Origin of the sequence: Flavobacterium sp. CFS9 (assembly GCF_041154745.1) — a bacterium.
Lineage (GTDB): Bacteria > Bacteroidota > Bacteroidia > Flavobacteriales > Flavobacteriaceae > Flavobacterium.
This window is the reverse complement of sequence record NZ_AP031573.1, coordinates 546,245-567,979: the sequence shown is the minus strand read 5'-3', so window position 1 is coordinate 567,979 and position 21,735 is coordinate 546,245. Positions and strand designations below refer to the sequence as shown.

Here is a 21,735-nt window from a genome sequence, read left to right as displayed (position 1 = left end):
AATTAATAAAACTAATGTGATTTAATTGTAAAGTATTTGTTATCAAATGTTTAAACAATCTTTGATTGCCTTGCAGAGGTCAATCTTCCCATCCGCAAAGGGTGAGCCCAAGACCCTGCGCCCGTTTAATAGAAACTTTGGAAATTTCACTGCGACAGGAAGTCAGACCACGGCAGTTTTCATTGTAGTGGTATCTTTTGGCACCTGTCGGCCCACAGATGTATACTTTGGTTTCAAGTGGATGAAAAGAAGTTAATAGTACAATAAAGAACAGTAAAGTGTATTTCATAATAATAGTTTTATTCGGTTTCATAAAGTCCGACAGTATCGAGTAATTCCTTCCCAAACTGGTAAATGTCGTCGATTGATGAAATCGCGGTTTTTGTTTCATTTTTGTGATCATTAAAAAGACTAATGTATTTTTTTCCTCCGTTAAGATGAAGACGGCAGAGCGGTTTACGATTGTTATCGTCTAATAAAATCCCGAAATACGACTGGGTGTCACGATATACGATTCGGCTTGTCGGAAGTTTTTGTCTTAATATGGCAACTATAATGCGGTATCCTTCTAATTCTTCCTCGCTGGTGTAGATTTTACTTTCTTCTTCAAGGGGAACAGCCTGTTCTTCCTGTTGCTTGATTGTTTCTTTGGTCAGTGCAGCATTTAAGCGATCATTTATTCTCTCGTTAATATATTGACTAACGGATTTCTGAACCAGATCTTTAAATTCATCCATTACTTTTTCGGTTAATCTTCCGGTATAGACTTTACTGGCAAAAAGTTTGGTGAAATCGTTAGAAGGATTTTCAAGTTCAGCATTAATCTGTTTTTTGATTTCCTTGATGTATTTTAATGAACTGGCATTGCTAATAATATTATCAACATTAAAACTGCCCTTATGAAACTTTGAAATTTCGTTGATCGTGTTTTCTTTGAGGTTGGTAATGTCAAATTCCAGAAATGGTTTCTCATCCATTTTATTCTGATCGTCTAAATCAGTAAAAAACTGATAATTGATACCATTAGTTAAGAGAGCGAATCGGGTTTTGGTTACATGAAAGTAGCGGAACAATTGTGAGTTGTGTACCGTTAAGTTTTCTTTCCAGCTTTTGCATTCAACAATTATAATAGGTTCACCATTTTGAAAGATGGCATAATCTACTTTTTCTCCCTTTTTTAAGCCCAGGTCAGCAGTAAATTCCGGAACAACTTCCAGAGGATTAAATGCATCATATCCCAATGCATGAATGAAAGGCAGGACAAAGGCATGTTTGGTAGATTCCTCGGTTTCGATTTTGCTTTTAAGCTGTGTGATTTTGTCTGCTAATGATTTGAGTTGAAGATTAATTTCCATTGGTTCAATAGTTTAAATTAGATATTCAAATGTAGAACCATTCAGATCCGGTATTTTACGGAAAACCATAATCGGCATTGAAATTTCAGAGGAATTTGGCAGTTTTTGTAAATAGAAAAAAGAGGACGATAAAATTCCTCTTTAAACGTTTCAGTTTTGTTGCTTTATGATTTGTTCAGAATAAAGTTTTTAATGATTTGGTCCACGTTGGAAGGCAAATCAGCATTCTTGATTTCAAAACGGTTTATTTTCATTTCTGTGAACCATTTTGTCCAGTAAGCTTTAATCACTTTTTCTTCGTATGGATTATTTTTACCCGGATTAATACCAAGAACCAGTATTTCGAGATTGGGCAAGCTTTCTGCTATTTTAATAAAACCATAATCTTGTTCGTGTAGTTTTTTATTCCAGTCTTTGGTATTTAGTTTGTTTTTTCGGATGAATTCAGGTGTAACATAAGTGGTTCTGTTTCCTTCGGCTATTACAGTGTTTTCATGATACATATAGCCATCGGTCAATACAATTAATATGTTTCTATATCCGTTTTTGATACATTGATCTTTTACTTTGGTGTCAAAAAAGTTCCAAATATCAGAGCCAATAAAATGATTGTCTTTTATGGCAGAATTATAGATTTTAGAAGTTTGTGCTGTATAATTTGTATTTATGGAGTTCAATAAGTTTTTAGAAGCATTATTTTTATCCATAACAATTCTCAAATTTTTAGCCGTTGTATTGATTTCAGGATCCAGAGGCTCGGGATTGAAAAACAATTGCATTTTATCGTCAATCTGCCTTATTCTTTTAGATTTTAAATGTTGTGTAAAAGCTTCAGAAGCAGATTTTATATACCCCAGATCTCTTTGAAAATATTCCATTGTTGGATTTGGATTTTTCTCCAGACTGATTCTGTCTGATAAATCAAGAAGGATACTGATATTATAGTTTTCTGATACGGTATTTTTGGATGAGGTTTCCTTTTCGATTTTATCAGATTCCTGTTTGCAGGAGATAATCGAAATAAGCAATAATGAAATTGCAATTAAGTTGAGACTACTTTTCATCGTTATTAGTTTTTAGAATAGACTAATTGTTGAAAATCAGGATCAACTAAGTTTAATCTGTTTAAGTGTTCTTCAGAGGAAAGTTCACAGTTCTGTAATAACTCACTTTTTTCGTTGTAGGGAAGTGCTATTTCAGTACTAATAGCCTGAAACCATCCTTCTTTGTATTGATGATGATAATGAAGATATTCTTTTACTGGAAATACAAAACCATCTATTTTAGATTGTAACTCTGAAATTTTTCCGTTAATGGTAACGATCTGTTGTCTGAAATCATTGATTTTGTTCAGATATTCAGTTTTAAGTTTGTCTAAATCGAGAAGGTTCTCTTTTTTACCTCTGATGAAAGCTCTGATTTTATCAATGTTTTCAAATTCTTTCATGACAAAATCAAAAACAAGGCCCCAAATGATGTATACCACAAATCCGGCAAAGATGATCATCCAGAATTCTGCTTCACCTAATGCAATGTTCAGGTTGTAAGGAGCGGAATCTGTAGTTTTATTAAATTCATATATTTTCTTCTCAATCTGATAGGCCAATAAGGCATCAAATAAAAAGGTGGTGACAAATAAAGCGATCATTCTTAAGATGTTTTTTATCCCTTTTCCTTTTTGTATCATATGAATTACATATCCTAATCCCATAAAAACAAAGGGAATAGTAATGACCAAAACACCTTCGAGCCAGCTTGCTTCAAAAGAATTGGTTAAAGCGTTTGCATCAAAAATAGCAGCTGTGAGACTATCATTTGAAAACTCTTTGAAAAAAGCTGAGTAGGATGCCGAAATATAGAATACGAGTACATAAAGTGTAATTGGAAGTAATAGAAACAAACCAATATAGAATTGGGCTTTAAGGCCTTTTCCATCTTCAATTCCGTATTTATCCGGGTTGCGTTTTACTTCGATTATTTCCTCTTTTATCTGATCGATTTCATCATTGATATCCTGTTCTTTTTTTTCATAAATGCCAATGGCCGCTTCCGACTTTTTTAGTTCGGTTCTGTTTTTTTCCTGTTCTTCTTTGTACGGCTGCTTTAATCGGTCTTGCTCCAGTTTTTGTTTTCGGCACTGGTCTTCAAAACTCATATACAAATTTTGTAAACAGGCTTTGAGAACAATTGGTTTCCCCGTTGCTTTTATTGAGGCCGCAAACCCGCTTTGATAATACGTTATTCTAATTTGCTCGCGATCATTTTCATTTTCCTCAAGAGTATTCGTTTGAGTATCGTCTGCTTTTTTTAAACTAAATAGTTGTGTAAGTGATTTCATTAGTTAGGAATTTAGCTGATTAATAATTTCTTGTTTTCCGATGTTTTTTTGTACACAATCAATGAGATAATCGGAGAGTTCGTTAATGTTTTCATCCTGAAAATTAAATTTTCGGCAATATTTTTTGAGCATATTGAGCTCGTCTTCAGTAATTTTTCCATCAGCCCAAATGATTCTTGTAAAATCATACAGATATTCTATTCTTGTGTTTACTTCTTCAGGAACAATTAATTCTGTACTGATTGGATTTAAGAAAAGTTTGTCCAATTCCTCTCTGGGAATTCCGCGTTCGTCTGCGAAGTGATATAACATTTGCAGTTCTAATACGTTAAACTGATCGTCGGATAATGCCATTTGATACAATCTCAAAAAGTGGCTTTTAAGTTCTAATGTTATCATTGTTTATCGTTGTTTATTTTAAAGATTCGCAAGCTTTACCATTGCCGTCCCTATCGAGGTTTTTGTAACAGTTTCTGTTGCTTTCATAAGCAGCCTGAGCTTGTGCCCAAGTTTCAAAATCAGCACAAGTTTTAGTAGGACAGTTTGAGTTTGAGGAATTTCCGGTTGTACCTGGTAAATTCGATGATTCCAATGGCTCTGATGATTCCGATGATTCCGATGATTCTGAACAGGAGGCAGCTAATCCAAATGTCATTGACATAAGTAATATTAACATACATCCTTTATTCTTTTTTGAGTAAGATTTTGATCTTGTATTGGTGAAATGTGCCTGGACATATGTGCCGTCTTTTTTAAAGTAGCCTTTTCTGTACCCCATGATTATAAATGTTTTATGGTAAAAATTAAAAATGATATAATTCCTGTAAATGCAATTAGGGTAATGCATCCGCTATTTTGATATCGTAGTCCTGATATTCCGGTCTTCACAGAATAACCGTTTCTGCTAAAGGTTCCCATTTTTGTTTTTAAACTTGGAGAAATTCCGGATTTGCTGAGGTTTAAACCTAAACCTCCTCCAAGTTTTATCCTTTTTTGAAATCGAAAGCCCATGGTTCGTTAGCTTTGGTGGCACTCTTCAGCACACGTTTTACAGCCATTGGATTTTGAATATGTTTTTTTTGCTTCTTCTACAGCAGGTTTGCAGGAAGAAAATTGGCCTAAGTATTTTTTACTGACAATACTTTTAAAATAACGGCAATCAGCTGTGTGAACTTCATGATCTCCGTTTGACTGAGCGGTGTTGTTAACGTAATAATTTTTCATGATTTTAAAGGTTTTTAATGAGTACTAATGTTTAATATTTCAAAAGTAAAACCAATCAAAAACAGTATTTTACGGAAATCCATAATCCGTAAAATTTATCTTCAGGCAATAAAAAAAGCCCCCGAAGGAGCTTTTAAAAGGTTAGGAATCAAGTGTTTTTAAATGATTCCCATGTCTTTGGTGATGGTAACCAAATGAATTGTGTTATTGGCTTTGAAAAAATCTTTCAGTTTCGAAATTCTTTTTTCGATAGCACTTTTACTGTTAGGTTTCACCCCCATTTCTTTAAACGTTTCTATGATATCATCCTGAAGAGTTCCGAGCGATAAATGTTTTAGAATGAGTATGTCTAAATCATCGATTTCGAAATTATTTTTTTCCTGAAGTGCAGAAGCAACCTCAGGCGAAATAAACTTTTGATCTGAAGTAAAAATAAGGTGTATCGCTTTTTTCAATTCCTGGATGCTGTTGAGACCTTTTAATACAAAAGCGTCTACTTTGGCATCTTCAAAAAGTGATTTGATGCGGTAACTTTTATCTTCGACCGAATAAGCAATGATTTTAATATTGGGTTGTAATTCACGTACTTTTTGAACGAGTTCATCTCCGTTAGCAATTTTTACTTCGCGATGATCTGTCTTGAAAGAAAGATCACTAATTAACAAGTCATAAGGCTCATCATCCTGAATTGCTCTCCGTATTTTGAGAAAGGCTTCATCACAATATTTTGATTGTTGAAAATGATTGATATTTAAATCCTTCAGGACTTGTTCAATTCCTAAATTCATAGTATCAAGATCTTCGGCAACTAGTACTTTTTTAAACATAAGTTATTTATTTAGTCAATGTTATTTTTACTTTAAAACCTTTATGTGGCTCAGTGTCAAAAGTAATAGTTCCTTTTGTGGCCAGAATACGGTTTTCCATATTTTGAAGTCCATTTTTAATTATTTTGTCTTTTTCGCAGCCTTTACCATTGTCAGAGTATTCAATAAGTATTTTGTTGTTATTATTTTCAAATTTCAAAACGACTACTGATGCCTCGCTGTGCTTTTTCATATTGACCATTAATTCCTGCAAAACCCTATGCACAGCAACCTTTTTGATATCGTCAACCAAATCCCAGTTTATTTTTTCAATATTATTAATAATGACATTGGTACTGGGGCTGTTATAGGTGGAAAGCATTTCTTTTAAGTTAACAGCGTAATTTACTTTAGTATCAATTTCATTATTTTCCCTCGAAATTCCGCGTACTCTATTGTAGATCTGATCTAATTTTTGGATTAGATTTTCTTTTACATTGGCACTTTCCAAAGGTTGTGTTTGCGTAAAAGTGATAGTATTAAAAACATCATTTGCCAACTCATCGTGAATGTCTTTGGCAATTCGGGTTTCGGTATCGTATGCCGCTGTTATTTTTCCGATTCGATTTCTGTTTTGATAAAACTTTCTCAAATACAATAAGGAAAGCAATAGAACGATCATTCCAAGCATAAAAAACAAACGTTGGTATTTGGCTTCCTGGAGCGACAGTAAGTTTTCGGCTTTTTCTAAGCGTAGTTTCTGATTTTCATCTTTTTCTTTTTTAGAGTCGTATTTAATTTTGGCAAACTTATTCTTAAAGTTGTTCCGAATTTTTATGATACTGTCGTTTAAGAAAATGAACTTTTGGGCATATTGTGTGTTTTTAATTCCTGAATTATTGGAGATCAAAAAGGATAAAGCCCTTAAACGTTCATCAACACTATTGAAATGTGTAGCGAGCTGATATGCTGCCTGAGCATGCTGATTTGATTTTTCGGGTGCCGTTTTAGCGTAGATTTCGGCCAGATGTAAATTACTTTCAATACTCCTGTAGAGATCATTATTTTGTTTTCTAAGTTCAAATGCTTCATTTACAAACAAAATTCCTTTTTCAGTCATTCCTTTTTTAAAATAGGCAAAACCAAGATTATCCAGAATACCGGCTTTTTTGACAAGATCTTTGCCCAGTGTTTCATTTTGGAGTAAAGGCTCTAAAATTTGGATCGCTTTATCGTATTTTTTCTGTTGAATATAAACGACTGCAATATTATTTAAAGGAGACTGTTTGCAGCTATCATCCGTACAATCTTTTAAGGCCGCCTGATAATAAAAAATAGCATCATTATAAAGCGAAAGCTCTTTATCTGCAATTCCGAAAAAGTTGTTAATAGAAGCACTGTAGACATCTTTCTTTTTAATATAGGGTAAAGCTTCGGTCAGCGTTTCTTTGCTTCCATAATAATCTCCATTAATTTGTTGTATATAAGCCATTTGAATAAGGTTGTATACGACATTGGCACTATCTTTTAAAGCTTCGGAGGCAATTTTTGCTTTGTTAAATTGATAGAATGCCGTATTAAAGTTTTTGTTTTGAAAACTAACCATTCCTTTATTAAGATAATCTATGGCTTCTTTTCTGATGGATGAGGTATCAACAGCATTGATGTTTTTCTCTTGACAGGAAAGAAGAAAGAGGAAAAATATAAAACAAAAAAAAGGGGATCGTACCATAAAAGTTACTTTCCCCGAAAATACTAATTAATTGTAAATTAGATATTTTAATTTGTCATTATTTTGCCGGTGGCGGCGGTGGCGGCGGTACCACTATTGGTAAGTCACCAGGTCCGTCAGCATATGCAGGTATTGCAGGTTTATCATTCGTTTTTGCAGTATCGTATTCGTCAGCGGTGCAAGAATATAAAGAGGCACTAAGAAGCACAATTGCTCCCATCAAATATAAATTTTTCATGGTTTTTAGATTTAAAAATTATATGCGGCATGCCCGTTCAGAACTCTTCTGAATCTTGTTATGGCGATGCCAATTTTGGTGGGAAGTGAAGTGCGTAGGCCGTAAAATTTTCATTTATACTTCCCGGGATAAACTCCGTTTTACGGTTTTCCGCACTTTTTTAACTGAACTAGTTTTGTACATTTGTTCTAATCGCGAAATCGAACAGGAACTAATTTCTGAGGCAAAGTAACGACGCTTGTAAGCCTGTATTGACAAGGAATTCCGGGAATTCCGATGTATTTTTTAAAGTCCTTATAATTCCGTAAAAGTCCTTGAAATTCCAATTTAGAAATCCTTAAAAACCCTAAGATATCATGCCAAACAATACTTTTGAAGATTATAAAAAAGCGGTTAAAAAGAAATATGAGACAGAAAAAAAAGGCGAACATGCTGTTTTTTTGGAAAACCCTACCAGAGCCAAACTTCGCAGTTTATGTTGGGAATTATTTCAGCAACAAAACAGAAATCAGGATGATTTAACCGTTTTTAGTTCTTTGTTAGGACTGGCTTTTGATGTGAACAAAAAGAACAGCTTTGATAAGCAAATTGATAAATTCAGACCCATTGAAACTTTTTTTAAAGGAGAAACCGATCCTGCAAATGTGGATGCCGTAAATATGGCTGCAATTTTGGTCGATTTTAGGGAAAGACCTTTTATTAAATTTAGAATGCATGCGTTATTTAAAGAAGATGATCTAATTGAAGAGGGAGATCCAATTGAAGAGGAAGGCCAGATTGAAGAGGAAGAAAAAATAGAAGTATTGAATTCACAAAAGGAACTAAGTACGGACTCTGGAATTCTGGGGAAATTTCTGGATAGAAAGGAAAAAGAAAAGATAAGCGGAAAGGAAGAAGTAAATGGTATTGAAATAATAAAGCCATCAATTAATTCATTTGTTAATGTAAATGCGGAAAAAAATCGAAATTCTGTTTCAAAACTTGGGGTTAGAATACCAAGGACTGCTATAGGTATCGTTGCTGTTTTGTGTTTATTAGGTTTAATTACTTATTTCGCTTTTCAAGATAAGGAATGCATGCAGTGGTCAGGAGATCACTATGAAATGGTAGATTGTGATTTGAAAATACAAGGGTATGCGAAGTCTGCTAATATTGAAATACTAGATCCAACGCTTGTAAATCTTAAAAAGATTAAGGTTTGCGATACGACGACTTATTTTGATAAAAACGGAGTAGCGATTATATGGTATGCCAAGACGGCAAATGGAGTTGAGTTTTTTGATGCACACGGCAGACATCCGGAGACTAATAGTCCGTTGCGGCCTGTAACACGTTATATTTTGAACAAGTATGTAAATAAGTGAAATGCTTCACCGGAAGATTAAAAACAAAAACGGAAATAACTTTAAAAAGTCATTTCCGTTTTTTTATTCCTTTTGAATTTGAAAGTCGAATGATCTTTAGGTTGACAGCGTTAAACCTTTCTCTTTAAAATTACTGAAAAGAACCTGTCTCGCATTGCTGATCGTTTCTTCAGTACGGTAAATGCTGCACCAGAATTTTATTTGCAATTTGAATTTTCCATCTGAGATAGAACTGTAATAAATCTGAGGAACTTTTGTAGTATTGACCAATGCCATACCTTCAAGTGACTCTAGAATAATAGAATTGATTTTTTCGGGCAGTACATCAGCTGTAACCTCAGCGGTAATTTCTACCAGTTTAAAATTATCAGTATACGTCCAGTTGGTAATGTTTTGCGAGAGTAGATTACCATTCGGGATAATGATTTCGGCACCGTTTGGCGCATTGATTTTGGTGGTACGCAATCCCATTGATTTTACGCGGCCAGATTCAGAACTGATGTCGATGACATCTCCAACCTGAATGGGTTTATCAAAAATCAGGATAATGCCCGAAACGAAATTATTAACGACATTCTGAAGTCCAAGACCAACACCGACACCCAATGCTCCCAGTAAAATACTTAGTTTGTCTAATGGCATTCCCGAAGCAGCGACAGCCAAAAGATAACCGCTTATTAAAACCACAAGTCTTGTGATGAGTAATTTAGAATGCTGTCTTTTATTGATGGTTTCTTCGTTCTCATCGTCAATTTCTCCAAAAAAGTAGGCTACATAGTTTTGTAACAAGTGTGCAACCCAGATAATAATAAAGAACAACACTATATTCCCTAAAGTAAAAGTGACACTTCCAATTGTATTTGGATGGCTTAGTAAAGAACCCAAACCGGTACGCAAGGATTCCCAAATGTTTAAATTGGCCGCGATGACCACGATCCACATATAGCTGATTACAATAATGAAAGGTCTTTTTAGTGTATCGGACAAACTTTCGTGGTCAAAAATCTTTTCGATACCACGCTTAATTCGGGTGGTATAAATTTGTAAAAGAATGATCTCTAATACGATTTTTAAGAGTACGCTTAGTGCTACGATCTGTGTCAGCGATATAAAAGCGGTTAGGCTTAACATATTGGCAAGAGAAACTCTCCCCAAAAGATTATCGATAATGGATAAAACATTTAAACCAATAAAAATGATGGTGGCCCATTTAAAAAAGCCTTTGATATAAAGCTGTTCTTTTAACGTTTTAATTTGTACTAAACCGTATCGTATTCCTAAAATATTAATTATAATAAAGGCACTGCGCTGTAAAAAGCCAACCGGAATAAATAAGTCCAGAAAACATAACACAAAAAATAGCACTACCAGAAACAACCAGTTTCGCATCGCGATTGCTGACCATTTGTTTTTGAAAAGTACAGTTAAAAGTCCCAGAAGAACCAATTGAATTGACTCGATAAACAGAGCAGGAGCATATAAATTGCTTACGACAGCAATGTTAAGACCAATGACAGCGACCGGAACCACAACTCCGCGATTTAAGTATTTAAAATTAAACTGATTCAGGTTTTCGGCATGTGCATTACTGTTGAGGTATTTTAAATTGCGGGAAATATACCAGCCCAATAATCCCATCAGTAAAACCAGTGTAATTAAACCGCCCGCTCGGTAACTTAAGTAATACTCTGCAACGTTTTCTTCAATAATTATTTTGGCTTTAATGTTTTTACCTACAATCTTTTTTGCTACAGAATCGTTTGTACTCCATAAAACCGGGTATTCTTTTTTAAGCATACGGATTCCGGATTTTTCCAGTTTGCTTTCTACAGTAATTAAGGCATTTGATACGGCTATTTTTCTTTCAACTGTCAGACGTTTATTATGGTTTAAAATACTTTGATTTTTGGTCATCAGACTGTCGGTACTCAGATATCTTCTTTTCAGATTCGCAAACTCACTTTTAAATTGCTTTCGGCGAATGGTGTCTTTCAAAAGCCCCATCAAAGTTTTGTCCTTACGCAAATCAATTACTCTGCTTTTGATTTTTTCAAGTGCCAGATTTCGTGAGTTTATGGCTGTATTTTGTTCGTCAAGTTCCTGCTCAATTTCTTTAAGTACAATACGATACATTTGTTGATTGCGTACGTTTGGGTTTGCCCCTTTCAAACTGGCCAGAATAAGATCGAGTTTGCTTTGCGTTCCTTTAATTTCGCTAAATAACCGATGACTGTTTCCATCAAATTCAGTATCGTTATGAGCAGATTCCAAAACTTCTCCCGCTTTTTCAATAGCCATCAGATAATCACTATCTGTCGTGGTTTCTTCAAATAGTTTTGATTTGGTTTCTGTTTTTGGAGGAGTAGTTTGCGAATAGGCAGTTGGGATATAAAAAAAGACAGCCAGTAAAGCAAGTACACTGATAAGATTTCTGTTGCGAATCATAATTTGAGGCATAAATTAAGCTTCAAATGTAATTTTTTTTAGAGTATTTGCGATGTCGGATGTAATAAAATTTGGTTAGAGTAATTTTTATAAAATAAGGATTGGTCATTTTATGCATTTAACTATTAGTAGTTTTTTCCAATTGTTTGATAAAGTTAACAGGCTTAATACCTGATTTTTTATAAAAAGCGGTAGAAAATGATTCAGCGTTATTAAAGCCGAACTCAATAGCCAACGCTCGAATAGTATATTTCTGTAATTTAGGATCTTTTTCTAAAGATTCTAAAGCATGTTCGATTCTTAGATCATTAATATATTGAACAAATGTTTTTTCTTTATAGCTATTAACTACTTTGGAAATATATTTACTATTAGTTTCAAAAGTATAAGATAGGGACTGAACGGTAATGTTTGATCCTAAATATCCCTTTGTTAGTTCAAAATGAGTTAGTTTTTCTAATATTTGTTCAACTAATTCTTCATTAATACCAATACCTTCTATTCCAGGTTTAGTTGTTTTGGTTTCCTGTTTATTTATTTCAACGGTTTGTATTTCATTATTTGATGATTTATCCATTATTTTTTCAAATTGAGAGGACTGTCTCTTTTTGATTAAATACTGATAGATCCCAAAACTTAGTGCAATAATTACCAATAGAAATAATAACCCAATACTCCAATAGGATTTGGTTTGATCATTAGTGAGTGATTGTATCACATTCTCTTTTTCTAGAACTAAATAAGGAGTGATATAGGTAAGGTCTTTTTTTAGATTTTGTGCGTAGAGGGGTATTGTAAAGAGTAGTAAAAATTCGTGATTGTAGTGCGTATAAGAAATCATAACTATTTGGTTTCTTACAAAAGTATAGTTTATTGCTAAAAGGCTGAAACGAAACTCAATAAAACTTAATACGATTTGAATTTCGTAAAGCATTGATAATGATTTGTTTGTATTTTATTTTGTATAATATTTTTGATTTTGATATCGAAATTCAGGAATTTCGATATTCAATTTTTGTAAGTATTAATGTGTTTGTCTAGTTTTGAAAGTAAGAAAATAGAGATGATTTTTACAGTAAGACGTCACTGCAAGAATTAGATTGTATTCTTAAATGTAAATGACCATTACTACACCATAGATTCGAAAAGTAATGAATCTAAAAAAAAAGGACGCGGAAAAATAAACCGTATAATAATTAACATTTTAAATCATAATGTCATGAATTTAGAAAATTTAGGGTTAGTGGAGCTTAATGCTCAAGAAATGGAAGATATTGAAGGAGGGTTTCTTCTAGAAATTCTTGTAGGAGTTCTTATAGGGGCAATTGCGTATATGTTAACAACTTAAAAAAAATAAAGATTATGATAGACTTAGACAAAATTGGGGTTACAGAAATGCCTCTCCAAGAACAAACGGAAATCTCTGGAGGTTTTATATGGGGGTTAGTTTTTTTAGCAGCCTTGGGAACACGTTTCCTTCTTGATCTTTTGGATTAATGTTAAAAGAAACTTTTTTGCTTTTATACGGTTTATCATCGTAATAAGAGTCTAGTCAATAATATTTAATTAAAGAAATGACTATTTACTATTTGAATTTAATTTTTAATATTTTTTGGATCTAACTCAAATAGTGGTAGTCATTTTTATAGAAAAAGAATATTTTAATAATTTATGAAACATATACTTATTGTTTTTCTAGTGGTGCCTTTTATAAATAGTGCTCAATCAAAGTACTATAATTATAATTTATATGAAGGAAAGTCTTATTTATTTACGATGGATCAAAGCAATGATTTAATGCTAAATTCTATTCGTTTTATAGGTGGTCAAATAAATAATTCACAGAATACAAAAAAAGAAGAAAAATTATATACAGGAGGGTTATTGATCTTTACATCTTTAATCGGACAGGCAATTACCCATGAAGCAGGCCATCAGTCTGTACTTTCTGAACTTGGTATAGGAAGTATTAGTAAACCTTTTATGGATAAAAATTTAGTGGCTAAAGTAACAGGAGTAACTAATGAAACGCTTATCAATTTAAGGAATAACTCCTTTCCCAATTACATTAGGCTTCATACAGCCGGATTGGAGTCGGATTATGCTTATTTGAGAAAATCTGATAGTTACTTTAGTTTTAATGAAGAAGATTATAAAGTTCTTTATCCAGACTATGTAATAAGAAAATTGGCTACTCAATTTTATTATTTAACCAGTTTCTTTGATTCAAAAACAAAAATTAAAGAAGTTGACAGTAATGAACTTGATCGTGATATTGTTGGACATGATGTATATGGAATGATCCGGCATTTGCACAGACTTTCTATGGAATTTTATCGTTATACGCAAAGAGAGGATTTAACCAAAGAGGAGAAATCATATGCCAGAAGAATAGGTTATATGTCATTAGTTAATTTTTTAAATCCAAATCTTTGGAAGAGCAGAAATTATAGGATTTCAGATATTGTCACCGGAAATTTTTCGGTTAGTTATTCTTTGGCGCCTTTCGGCGATTTTATAGAACAAAACGCGTACTTAAAGATCAGCGATAAATATAAACTTAATCCTTATTTCAGACAGTACTTCAACAAAAGTTATACTTTTCTAGCAGGTGGTATTGGTTTGCATAATTATTCTTTCTTAGATGATAAATTTTTATTGAATTCGTCGATAGATTTTTGGGAGCAACCAAGAAATTTAGAATTTAGAACAAAAGAAAAAGAAGTCGGATTAGGTGTAAAATCTGAATTAGCGATGAGATTCTCTAAAGGAGAAAATGATACAAAACCATCAGCATATTTTAATTTAGGAATGTCCTATAAAACAAATGGATTTCTTCCTGAAGCGCCTTCTTTATCTAACGATTTTCAGATCTATTTAGGGATTATTATATCTATGAAAAATAAAAGTTAGAAAATATTGACTTCAATATTCCTGGAGTTATTCGAAAAATTAGTACTTCCCTCCAATGTTATTAGATATAAGTATAGTAAGTCTGTTCTTACAAAATAATTCTAGGGAAGATGATTTTGTTTAAATTATTAATTAACCGCTTAAATTTTAAAATTATGGATTTAGAAAAATTGAATTTAGTAGAGCTTAATGCTCAAGAAGTACAGTTAGTAGAAGGAGGAGTTTTGCCGTTTACAGGTGGTACAATATGGGCTGGTAGAGAAGCTTTAAGTTTTGCTAAGGGATTTATTAATGGATTTTTAGATAATCTTTAACTAAATTAAATAATTATGGAAAAGTTGATTGAATTAAATGAATTTGAATTGCTGAATATTGAAGGTGGGTCTTCTGAAGAATGGGGATATCGAATGGGAAGGGCATTGGCTACAACAGTTAAACAGTGTTCTACTTTATTTGGTGTTGTTGCGATTTTTGCACTTTAATTATAGATTATCTTAGAAATAGAGTTGTTTTGTTTTTTTAGAAAATAAAACAACTCTTAATATGTTAAAATGATTTAATAGTTAATAAAACTTAAAATTGAAAGCGAAAATAATTAAAATATTGTTACTCTTATTTTTGACAATGGCAGTTATTCATTTGATAAAATCTATAGTAGAACCAAAGTTAGTATATAATTTCTCTGGTTTTGTTGTAAATGTTTGGATTTATAGAATTTATGAGATTATACAAATACTAATATTTGCAATGATATATTTTAAAATAAGGAAAGAATGAACTTTTTAGCTCGAACTTGATTTGCTTGAAAGCAACTAGATAGGGAGTAGATAATTTAATAAAATATGAAATAATTAATTTAATCTAGTGCTTAAGAAGTATAAGAAATCATAATTATTTGGTTTCTTACAAAAGTATAGTTTATTGCTAAAAGGCTGAAACGAAACTCAATAAAACTTAAAATGGATCACACTGTTTAATGTGTTGACTTTGAATTATTTGTGTTTTTGGTTGTATGGTGTTTTTGATTTTGATATCGAAATTCAGGAATTTCGATATTCAATTTTTGTAAGTGTTAATGTGTTTGTCTAGTTTTGAAAGTAAGAAAAATAGAAATGATTTTTACAGTAAGACGTCACTGCAGGAATTAGATTATTTTCTTAAATGTAAGTGGCCATTACAAAACAATGATTCAAGATTTAATGAATCTAAAAAAGAACTTGATGATCGCGGTAAAAAAATAAACCGCATAAGTATTAATCAATTTAAAATAGAGAACTATGGATTTAAAAAAATTAAGATTAGAAGAGCTTAATACTCAAGAACTCCTTTCAATTGAAGCCGGCAGTAATGGTTGGGGGAAATGGGTTCTAGGTCAAGTTATTGATCATTGGGATGAAATTAAAAAAGGATTTAGAGAAGGTTGGGAAGCAGCCAGTCATTAGTAAATAATAAAAAAATAAAGAAAATGGAAAATTTAAATAATTTGAACTTAAACGAATTGACTTTTAGTGAAATGGTATCAATAGATGCGGGAGGATTTTGGGGAGATGTTGCCTATGGAATTGGCTACGCAGCCGGTTCTTTCTATCGTTCCTTACGAGATATTGAGCCGCAAGTTGCCCAAAGATGGTAGACAATAATAGCTTAAAAAACGATTTTTTATAAAATCTAAAGAGGCTGCTATACAAAACAGCCTCTTTATTGAATAAAATAATATATGATATTAAAAATAAAAGAAACTATTAAGAATCTTCACCAATGGCAACTTGCATTAATTGTAATTATTTTGAACTTTTTAAATAGTTATATTTTTTACGTTATTGCAAAGCTTTTTAATAGTGATTTAGGGAGAGGGTTTAATGAAAATTACACTATTAATGAAAAACTAGTTTTATTTGTTATTGTAGGTCCGCTTCTAGAAACTGTTTTATTTCAATACGCAGTTATTGAAATTTGCAAAAGTGGAAAAATGGCACTCAAGTATTGTTGTTTACTATCTGCTTTGGTTTTTGCCTCAACGCATCTCTATAATGTTTTTTATTTTTTATTTGCCTTTGTTGCTGGGATGTTATTAGCCATTTTGTATGTAAAGGGCAGAAGTGTAAAAAACGCATTCTTACTAACATTAATTGCACATACTATTTATAATGGTATAATATTTATCATGAATGTTTACTTTCCTTAACTAGTAACAAATCACAACATGATAATGCTATTTTGATAAAAAATGAAAAAAATAATAAACTTCTATATTCGTGCCTTTTTAATTGTATCTTTTATATCGATACCTTTTATATTCATTGCTTTTGAGGATTTTAAGACAAATAGTTTTAGTTATAAAATGTGGATCGCTACGTTTTTTCCTCAATTGATTTATACGGTATATTTATTTAAAACGCAAAAATGGTATGACGATTTTAAAAATAATTTTTTTGGTAAAAGTTGTAACTATTGGTTAGCTCTATTTAGCTGTTTGACGCCATTCATTGTATATTTTTCTCTAATTTTATTTAAATGGATTAAAGTAGAAAATGAAATAAATTGGGACATTGAAATTGTTGGTTATTTTATTTTGATATTTCTTTCGGCACTATTAGAGGAGATTCTATTCAGATATATTCCTTATAAAATACTGGTAAAAGAAGTTTCAGTTAAGAACATAATATTAGTTTCGGTATTTTTCAGTTTCTTTCATTTGTTTAACCCTAATGTTAATATTACAGGTTTAATCAATATTGTGGTAGCAGGAGTTTTTTTTAGTTTGATATATTTAAAGAGTAATTCAATCTTCTTCTGTAGCTTTATCCACGCTTTTTGGAACTTCGCAATTGGTTGTATATTGGGTAGTAATATAAGTGGTATTAAAACCATTAGTCTCTTGCAATACTATCCTGAGAAGCCTGACTTTTTAAGCGGAGGGGAATTTGGATTTGAAGGATCTATTGTAACGACTATAGTTTTTTTAATATCTGGTTTCTTTATATACCAGTTAAAAACTAACGAGATTTCTGAAGTGAATGGAAAAGAGTTTTTATAATAAAAAGTATGAGAGATAAATTTAAAAATATTCAAAAGAAAGAGTTTAAGATTGTGGCTAAAAAGTTAATTCTTTTCATTTTTCTTCTATGTATTTTTTACAAATGGAATAGTATTGAAGAATTTTTTAAACATTTATTTTAAATATGAAAAATAGAAATATGAAACCTATATATAACAAATGAGCCTTTTTTGAATAAAAAAGACAACGAAATAACGTACTTAATTTATGCACTAATAATCTTTCCGGTTGTATTCTACTTTGCAGGGATGGTATGTGGAGAGGCACTATATTATTTATTAAACTAATTATGCCTTATGAACCTCGATCTAAAATTATTAAAACGTATTAATATCGTCATTTCGATTGGAATAGCGATCTATTTCATTGGATATGTTGCGGGGTATATTCTAAAATAAACTTATAAACCTTAGACCAGAACTTTGATCATTTTTCATTTCAGATCATCGTATCATTGGCAGATAAATCAACAAGATAAAACTACTTTCAGTTTTAGAGTGAAAATTTATCGCTGAGGTTTTTCTGTACTTTAAATTTTTTCCCCCTATTTTTTATAAATGTCAAAAGACTTCTTTTTTCTGAAAAAAGAGGAAGGGGATGTCTATTGCCTTTTTGAAAATCTACAGCTTACTTTTTTAGACTAATTTTTACAGAACAATCTGTATGTAATACATCGATATCTCATGAACTTCAGTTCAGATCCAATAAACACCCTTGAAAATCTAATTGCTAAAAATAAAACAAAAAGTTTTTCAATTTATTTTGTTATCCTTTTATTTTTCATAGTTTTTTTAGCGCTTTTACCGGTTATTAAACTCGATATCAGCAGTCAGAGTCGTGGTATTGTTCGCAGTAAAACGGAGAATGTTCCTGTTGCAACAATGGTGAGCGGCCGGGTGAATTGGATCGATTTAAAGAATAATGCAGTTGTACAAAAAGGGGACACAATTTTAAAAATTGCCAAAGAAAATCTGGAGAGTGATAAAAGGACTCAGGATACCTTATCAAAATCCGTTTCAGCTTTGCTCAGAGATGTTTCGGACCTCTTACAGAATAAAACCAGTTATTTATTGACTACTGCGGCACGAGAGGATCTTTTGAAATTTCAGTCCGGAAAGAATGAATTGCAAAGTAAAATCTCGCAGGCACAAATCAATTATAACCGCAATAAAATTTTATACGATAAAGAAATTATTGCCAGAGCCGATTTTGAAAAACTTGAATATGAATTACGTCTGTCGAAACAGGCATTGCAAAGTTTCATTAGTCAGCAAAAATTAACCTGGGAAAATCAAAAGAGAGATTTAGTAGATCGTTTAAAGAACCTCAATGGAGCAGTCGCTAAGATAAATGCGGAATCAAACAATTATGTCGTTTTAGCTCCAGTTTCCGGAACTATAGAAAATTATTCAGGTATTCAAAAAGGCTCCTTTATAAATGCTTCACAGTCTATTGCAGCCATTTCGTCGGCAGATCATCTTATTGTTGAGTGCAATGTTTCTCCCAATGATATTGGTCTTATCAGGAAAAATCAGGAAGTAAAGTTTCAGTTAGACGCCTTCAACTACAATCAATGGGGTTTGTTAGAAGGAAAAGTGATTGATGTTGATCGTAATATTACGCTGCAAAACGATCAGGCTTTTTTTAAGGTGCGATGCGCCTTAAATTCAAGGACTTTACAACTTAAGTCAGGTTATAAGGCCAATATTTCTAAAGGAATGACCTTGACAGCCAGATACATCATTACCCGAAGAAGTTTGTTTGATTTGTTATTTGACAAAATAGACAATTGGCTAAATCCAAAACAAATAGCAAATAATAAGTAGAATGAGTTCAATAAAAATAAAACAACATGATGTTAAAGATTGTGGCGCTGCTTGTCTGTCTTCTATTGGAAGTCATTTCAAAGTTAATCTGCCTATAGCCAGAATACGTCAGTTTGCGAATACCGATAAACGAGGGACCAATATTCTGGGGATCATTGAAGGTGCCGAAAAAATGGGGTTTACCGCCAAAGGAGTTAAAGGCGGTTTAGATGCTTTAGATAAAATTCCACTTCCGGCAATTGCGCATGTTGTCATCAAAGAACAGTTACAGCACTATGTGGTAATTTATAAGGTAGAAAAATCTAAAATTACGGTCATGGATCCGGGTTTGGGCAAAATGGAAAACTATACCTTCGAAGAATTTCAGAAAATCTGGTCAGGGGTATTAATTCTCTTTGCTCCCAATGACGATTTTAAAACAGTAAATGAGAAAACAGCACCTTTAAAAAGGTTTTGGAATTTAATCCAACCCCATAAGACCATCTTACTTCAGGCTCTGGTTGGAGCTATTTTGTTTACCGTTTTAGGACTGGCGATGTCCATTTACATTCAAAAAATAACGGACTATGTTTTGGTAGATGGCAATAGAAAACTGCTTAATTTATTGAGCCTTTCTATGATTGTGATAATCTTGCTGCAAGCCTATATTGGATCGAAAAAAAGCATTTTTGTGATGAAAACCGGACAGCTAATTGACGCAAAATTAATTCTGGGGTATTATAAACATTTGCTGCATCTGCCACAGCGTTTTTTTGACACCATGCAAATAGGAGAAATTACTTCAAGAATAAGTGACGCCGTAAAAATTCGCTCGTTTATAAACGAAGTTGCCATTGAAATGATTGTCAATCTATTTATTGTCGTTTTCTCATTTGTATTAATGTTTACCTATTACTGGAAACTGGCTTTGGTAATTGTTCTGGTGATTCCGTTTTATGCTGTGATCTACTTTGTTTTAAATAAATTCAACAAAAAAGTGGAAAGGACTATTATGGAGAATGCTGCCGAACTTCAAACACAATTAGTAGAGAGTATTACCCATGTAAGGACTGTAAAAGAATTTGGAATCGAGGATTTCTCTAATTTAAAAACAGAAAACAAGTTTGTTAAACTGTTGTTTACAACCTACAAGTCAGGTTTAAACGGAATCTTTGCAGGAACTTCTACACAATTTTTAGCTTCGGCCTTTACTGTAGTTTTAATGTGGATTGGATCGGGTTATGTAATCGACAGATCCATTACTCCTGGAGAATTATTTTCTTTTTATGCGCTGATTGGGTATTTTACGTCTCCGGTTGCCTCTTTAATCAACATGAACAAAACAGCTCAGAATGCTTTAATTGCGGCAGATCGGCTCTTTGAAATTATGGATTTGGAAAGAGAAGAAACAGAAAATAAAATTGAATTGCAGAAAGAACATTTAGGAGATATCCGATTTGAAAATGTCTCTTTCAGATATGGATCCCGTCTGGAGGTATTTAAAAACTTTAATGCGGTTTTCAAAAAGAATCAAACAACGGCCATAGTAGGGGAAAGCGGCAGCGGAAAAACCACTTTAATTTCATTGCTTCAAAATTTGTATCCTGTTAAAGAAGGTAAGATTTATATTGGAGAATATGATTCACAGTTTGTTCATTATCAAAGCTTGCGTAAAGTGATAGGAGTTATTCCGCAACAGCTTAATTTATTTTCCGGAAATATTATTGAGAATATTGCCTTAGGCGATTCGTTTCCGAATATTCAAAGAATTTTGGACCTGTCCAAACAATTGGGAATAACGGATTTTGTTGAGAAATTACCCAATGGATTCGAAACACAGATTGGAGAAAATGGTGCGATGTTGTCAGGCGGGCAAAAACAAAGAATTGCCATTGCCAGAGCATTATACAAAAATCCGGATATTTTATTGATGGATGAAGCTACAGCATCATTAGACACAGCCTCTGAAAAAATGGTGAAAGAGGTTATTGACAATTTTAAAACTCAGGGAAAAACAATCATTGTGATTGCCCACCGTTTAAGTACAATTGCGAATGCAGATACGATATTGGTTATGAAAAACGGAACGATCGTCGAATCGGGAAATCATTTCGAATTGTTGGATCAGAGATTGGAATATTATAATCTTTGGAGTAAACAAAATTTGGTTTAGATGGTTTTTTAATTAGAACGATTGATTTCGTACCGTAAAACTTCTTGTACGCACAATTGCCCTAGCCCAGACAGGAGCGGCATCCTTTTTCTTGCTTCTTTAGCAAGGAAAAGATAGAGCAGATGGCTGGAAACGGCTTCGGAAAAGATATTCGAAAATTCCAAGATTTTAAAATTCCAAATTCCAAAAATCATTTAACTTCGGTCGGAACAACAATAATAAACTACGGAAAGCGTTATTTCCAAACTTCGTCACGTCCAAAGACTGCAAAAACTCCAATAAAA

25 protein-coding genes are annotated in these 21,735 nt (G+C 32.6%); 12 read left to right on the top strand and 13 right to left on the bottom strand.

Annotated elements, in window-relative coordinates; all coding sequences use genetic code 11:
* Positions 1-79 precede the first annotated feature (79 nt).
* The 11 genes from ACAM30_RS02290 to ACAM30_RS02240 all read right to left on the bottom strand — a co-directional run bounded on the left by ACAM30_RS02290 (position 80) and on the right by ACAM30_RS02240 (position 7,693).
* Positions 80-313 carry a hypothetical protein gene (locus ACAM30_RS02290; protein WP_369617051.1) on the bottom strand — a complete coding sequence of 78 codons (234 nt, stop codon included), beginning with the start codon at positions 311-313 and terminating at the stop codon, positions 80-82.
* Positions 300-1,355, bottom strand: coding sequence for a type I restriction endonuclease (locus ACAM30_RS02285; protein WP_369617050.1), 1,056 nt, complete (start codon positions 1,353-1,355; stop codon positions 300-302). The genes ACAM30_RS02290 and ACAM30_RS02285 overlap by 14 nt, the downstream gene beginning before the upstream one ends.
* Before the next feature lie 164 nt (positions 1,356-1,519).
* Positions 1,520-2,419, bottom strand: a complete 900-nt coding sequence (locus ACAM30_RS02280) for a hypothetical protein (protein ID WP_369617049.1) — start codon at positions 2,417-2,419, stop codon at positions 1,520-1,522.
* A gap of 5 nt (positions 2,420-2,424) precedes the next feature.
* Entirely contained in the window at positions 2,425-3,693 is a 1,269-nt protein-coding gene (locus ACAM30_RS02275; RefSeq protein ID WP_369617048.1) for an ABC transporter permease, read from the bottom strand.
* Positions 3,694-3,696: 3 nt separating this feature from the next.
* The gene (locus ACAM30_RS02270; RefSeq protein WP_369617047.1) at positions 3,697-4,092 is read right to left on the bottom strand and encodes a hypothetical protein; all 396 of its coding nucleotides are present in this window, start codon (positions 4,090-4,092) and stop codon (positions 3,697-3,699) included.
* 13 nt (positions 4,093-4,105) lie between these two features.
* Positions 4,106-4,369 (bottom strand): excalibur calcium-binding domain-containing protein, encoded by a 264-nt coding sequence (locus ACAM30_RS02265; RefSeq protein WP_369617046.1) that lies wholly within the window; start codon positions 4,367-4,369, stop codon positions 4,106-4,108.
* Positions 4,370-4,473: 104 nt separating this feature from the next.
* Positions 4,474-4,704: a DUF4236 domain-containing protein gene (locus ACAM30_RS02260; RefSeq protein ID WP_369617045.1), complete on the bottom strand. Its 231-nt coding sequence runs from the start codon at positions 4,702-4,704 to the stop codon at positions 4,474-4,476.
* Positions 4,705-4,710: 6 nt separating this feature from the next.
* Positions 4,711-4,917 carry a hypothetical protein gene (locus tag ACAM30_RS02255; protein WP_369617044.1) on the bottom strand — a complete coding sequence of 69 codons (207 nt, stop codon included), beginning with the start codon at positions 4,915-4,917 and terminating at the stop codon, positions 4,711-4,713.
* 158 nt (positions 4,918-5,075) lie between these two features.
* Complete coding sequence (locus ACAM30_RS02250; protein ID WP_369617043.1) at positions 5,076-5,744, bottom strand: response regulator transcription factor; 669 nt, start codon at positions 5,742-5,744, stop codon at positions 5,076-5,078.
* Positions 5,745-5,751: 7 nt separating this feature from the next.
* On the bottom strand, positions 5,752-7,455 hold the full coding sequence (locus ACAM30_RS02245; RefSeq protein WP_369617042.1) for an ATP-binding protein: 1,704 nt from the start codon (positions 7,453-7,455) through the stop codon (positions 5,752-5,754).
* A 58-nt stretch (positions 7,456-7,513) separates the two neighbouring features.
* Positions 7,514-7,693, bottom strand: a complete 180-nt coding sequence (locus ACAM30_RS02240) for a hypothetical protein (protein ID WP_369617041.1) — start codon at positions 7,691-7,693, stop codon at positions 7,514-7,516.
* Between the two features lie 356 nt (positions 7,694-8,049).
* On the opposite strand from ACAM30_RS02240, the gene ACAM30_RS02235 reads away from it, so the two are divergent.
* Entirely contained in the window at positions 8,050-9,057 is a 1,008-nt protein-coding gene (locus tag ACAM30_RS02235) for a hypothetical protein (protein WP_369617040.1), read from the top strand.
* Positions 9,058-9,153: 96 nt separating this feature from the next.
* Here the strand turns inward: ACAM30_RS02235 and ACAM30_RS02230 are convergent, their stop codons facing one another.
* Entirely contained in the window at positions 9,154-11,502 is a 2,349-nt protein-coding gene (locus tag ACAM30_RS02230) for a mechanosensitive ion channel family protein (RefSeq protein ID WP_369617039.1), read from the bottom strand.
* A 118-nt stretch (positions 11,503-11,620) separates the two neighbouring features.
* Positions 11,621-12,436: a helix-turn-helix domain-containing protein gene (locus ACAM30_RS02225; protein ID WP_369617038.1), complete on the bottom strand. Its 816-nt coding sequence runs from the start codon at positions 12,434-12,436 to the stop codon at positions 11,621-11,623.
* 285 nt (positions 12,437-12,721) lie between these two features.
* Here ACAM30_RS02225 and ACAM30_RS02220 point away from each other — a divergent pair, with 285 nt between their 5' ends.
* From ACAM30_RS02220 to ACAM30_RS02170, 11 genes are all read left to right on the top strand, one after another.
* Positions 12,722-12,850, top strand: coding sequence for a class IIb bacteriocin, lactobin A/cerein 7B family (locus ACAM30_RS02220; protein WP_369617037.1), 129 nt, complete (start codon positions 12,722-12,724; stop codon positions 12,848-12,850).
* Between the two features lie 14 nt (positions 12,851-12,864).
* A complete protein-coding gene (locus tag ACAM30_RS02215; RefSeq protein WP_369617036.1) occupies positions 12,865-12,999 on the top strand; it encodes a hypothetical protein in 135 nt (44 codons plus the stop codon).
* A 174-nt stretch (positions 13,000-13,173) separates the two neighbouring features.
* Positions 13,174-14,415 carry a hypothetical protein gene (locus tag ACAM30_RS02210; RefSeq protein ID WP_369617035.1) on the top strand — a complete coding sequence of 414 codons (1,242 nt, stop codon included), beginning with the start codon at positions 13,174-13,176 and terminating at the stop codon, positions 14,413-14,415.
* A gap of 155 nt (positions 14,416-14,570) precedes the next feature.
* Positions 14,571-14,729 carry a hypothetical protein gene (locus ACAM30_RS02205; RefSeq protein WP_369617034.1) on the top strand — a complete coding sequence of 53 codons (159 nt, stop codon included), beginning with the start codon at positions 14,571-14,573 and terminating at the stop codon, positions 14,727-14,729.
* Positions 14,730-14,744: 15 nt separating this feature from the next.
* Complete coding sequence (locus ACAM30_RS02200; protein ID WP_369617033.1) at positions 14,745-14,897, top strand: hypothetical protein; 153 nt, start codon at positions 14,745-14,747, stop codon at positions 14,895-14,897.
* 795 nt (positions 14,898-15,692) lie between these two features.
* Positions 15,693-15,857, top strand: coding sequence for a hypothetical protein (locus ACAM30_RS02195; RefSeq protein ID WP_369617032.1), 165 nt, complete (start codon positions 15,693-15,695; stop codon positions 15,855-15,857).
* Positions 15,858-15,880: 23 nt separating this feature from the next.
* Positions 15,881-16,048 (top strand): hypothetical protein, encoded by a 168-nt coding sequence (locus tag ACAM30_RS02190; RefSeq protein WP_369617031.1) that lies wholly within the window; start codon positions 15,881-15,883, stop codon positions 16,046-16,048.
* 84 nt (positions 16,049-16,132) lie between these two features.
* Complete coding sequence (locus tag ACAM30_RS02185) at positions 16,133-16,600, top strand: lysostaphin resistance A-like protein (RefSeq protein ID WP_369617030.1); 468 nt, start codon at positions 16,133-16,135, stop codon at positions 16,598-16,600.
* Between the two features lie 42 nt (positions 16,601-16,642).
* Positions 16,643-17,452 (top strand): lysostaphin resistance A-like protein, encoded by an 810-nt coding sequence (locus tag ACAM30_RS02180; protein ID WP_369617029.1) that lies wholly within the window; start codon positions 16,643-16,645, stop codon positions 17,450-17,452.
* Between the two features lie 704 nt (positions 17,453-18,156).
* Positions 18,157-19,299 carry an HlyD family secretion protein gene (locus ACAM30_RS02175; RefSeq protein ID WP_369617028.1) on the top strand — a complete coding sequence of 381 codons (1,143 nt, stop codon included), beginning with the start codon at positions 18,157-18,159 and terminating at the stop codon, positions 19,297-19,299.
* Position 19,300: 1 nt separating this feature from the next.
* Complete coding sequence (locus ACAM30_RS02170; protein ID WP_369617027.1) at positions 19,301-21,451, top strand: peptidase domain-containing ABC transporter; 2,151 nt, start codon at positions 19,301-19,303, stop codon at positions 21,449-21,451.
* Positions 21,452-21,735 lie beyond the last annotated feature (284 nt).

Bases quoted from the DNA above. Each gene is read 5' to 3' on its own strand.
- ACAM30_RS02285 (WP_369617050.1), bottom strand. From the start codon at position 1,355: ATGGAAATTAATCTTCAACTCAAATCATTAGCAGACAAAATCACACAG.
- ACAM30_RS02270 (WP_369617047.1), bottom strand. From the start codon at position 4,092: ATGATAACATTAGAACTTAAAAGCCACTTTTTGAGATTGTATCAAATG.
- ACAM30_RS02230 (WP_369617039.1), bottom strand. From the start codon at position 11,502: ATGATTCGCAACAGAAATCTTATCAGTGTACTTGCTTTACTGGCTGTC.
- ACAM30_RS02185 (WP_369617030.1), top strand. From the start codon at position 16,133: ATGATATTAAAAATAAAAGAAACTATTAAGAATCTTCACCAATGGCAA.
- ACAM30_RS02220 (WP_369617037.1), top strand. From the start codon at position 12,722: ATGAATTTAGAAAATTTAGGGTTAGTGGAGCTTAATGCTCAAGAAATG.
- ACAM30_RS02170 (WP_369617027.1), top strand. From the start codon at position 19,301: ATGAGTTCAATAAAAATAAAACAACATGATGTTAAAGATTGTGGCGCT.
- ACAM30_RS02245 (WP_369617042.1), bottom strand. From the start codon at position 7,455: ATGGTACGATCCCCTTTTTTTTGTTTTATATTTTTCCTCTTTCTTCTT.
- ACAM30_RS02250 (WP_369617043.1), bottom strand. From the start codon at position 5,744: ATGTTTAAAAAAGTACTAGTTGCCGAAGATCTTGATACTATGAATTTA.
- ACAM30_RS02195 (WP_369617032.1), top strand. From the start codon at position 15,693: ATGGATTTAAAAAAATTAAGATTAGAAGAGCTTAATACTCAAGAACTC.
- ACAM30_RS02190 (WP_369617031.1), top strand. From the start codon at position 15,881: ATGGAAAATTTAAATAATTTGAACTTAAACGAATTGACTTTTAGTGAA.
- ACAM30_RS02180 (WP_369617029.1), top strand. From the start codon at position 16,643: ATGAAAAAAATAATAAACTTCTATATTCGTGCCTTTTTAATTGTATCT.
- ACAM30_RS02265 (WP_369617046.1), bottom strand. From the start codon at position 4,369: ATGTTAATATTACTTATGTCAATGACATTTGGATTAGCTGCCTCCTGT.
- ACAM30_RS02235 (WP_369617040.1), top strand. From the start codon at position 8,050: ATGCCAAACAATACTTTTGAAGATTATAAAAAAGCGGTTAAAAAGAAA.
- ACAM30_RS02290 (WP_369617051.1), bottom strand. From the start codon at position 313: ATGAAACCGAATAAAACTATTATTATGAAATACACTTTACTGTTCTTT.
- ACAM30_RS02175 (WP_369617028.1), top strand. From the start codon at position 18,157: ATGAACTTCAGTTCAGATCCAATAAACACCCTTGAAAATCTAATTGCT.
- ACAM30_RS02260 (WP_369617045.1), bottom strand. From the start codon at position 4,704: ATGGGCTTTCGATTTCAAAAAAGGATAAAACTTGGAGGAGGTTTAGGT.
- ACAM30_RS02205 (WP_369617034.1), top strand. From the start codon at position 14,571: ATGGATTTAGAAAAATTGAATTTAGTAGAGCTTAATGCTCAAGAAGTA.
- ACAM30_RS02275 (WP_369617048.1), bottom strand. From the start codon at position 3,693: ATGAAATCACTTACACAACTATTTAGTTTAAAAAAAGCAGACGATACT.
- ACAM30_RS02210 (WP_369617035.1), top strand. From the start codon at position 13,174: ATGAAACATATACTTATTGTTTTTCTAGTGGTGCCTTTTATAAATAGT.
- ACAM30_RS02200 (WP_369617033.1), top strand. From the start codon at position 14,745: ATGGAAAAGTTGATTGAATTAAATGAATTTGAATTGCTGAATATTGAA.
- ACAM30_RS02240 (WP_369617041.1), bottom strand. From the start codon at position 7,693: ATGAAAAATTTATATTTGATGGGAGCAATTGTGCTTCTTAGTGCCTCT.
- ACAM30_RS02225 (WP_369617038.1), bottom strand. From the start codon at position 12,436: ATGCTTTACGAAATTCAAATCGTATTAAGTTTTATTGAGTTTCGTTTC.
- ACAM30_RS02280 (WP_369617049.1), bottom strand. From the start codon at position 2,419: ATGAAAAGTAGTCTCAACTTAATTGCAATTTCATTATTGCTTATTTCG.
- ACAM30_RS02255 (WP_369617044.1), bottom strand. From the start codon at position 4,917: ATGAAAAATTATTACGTTAACAACACCGCTCAGTCAAACGGAGATCAT.
- ACAM30_RS02215 (WP_369617036.1), top strand. From the start codon at position 12,865: ATGATAGACTTAGACAAAATTGGGGTTACAGAAATGCCTCTCCAAGAA.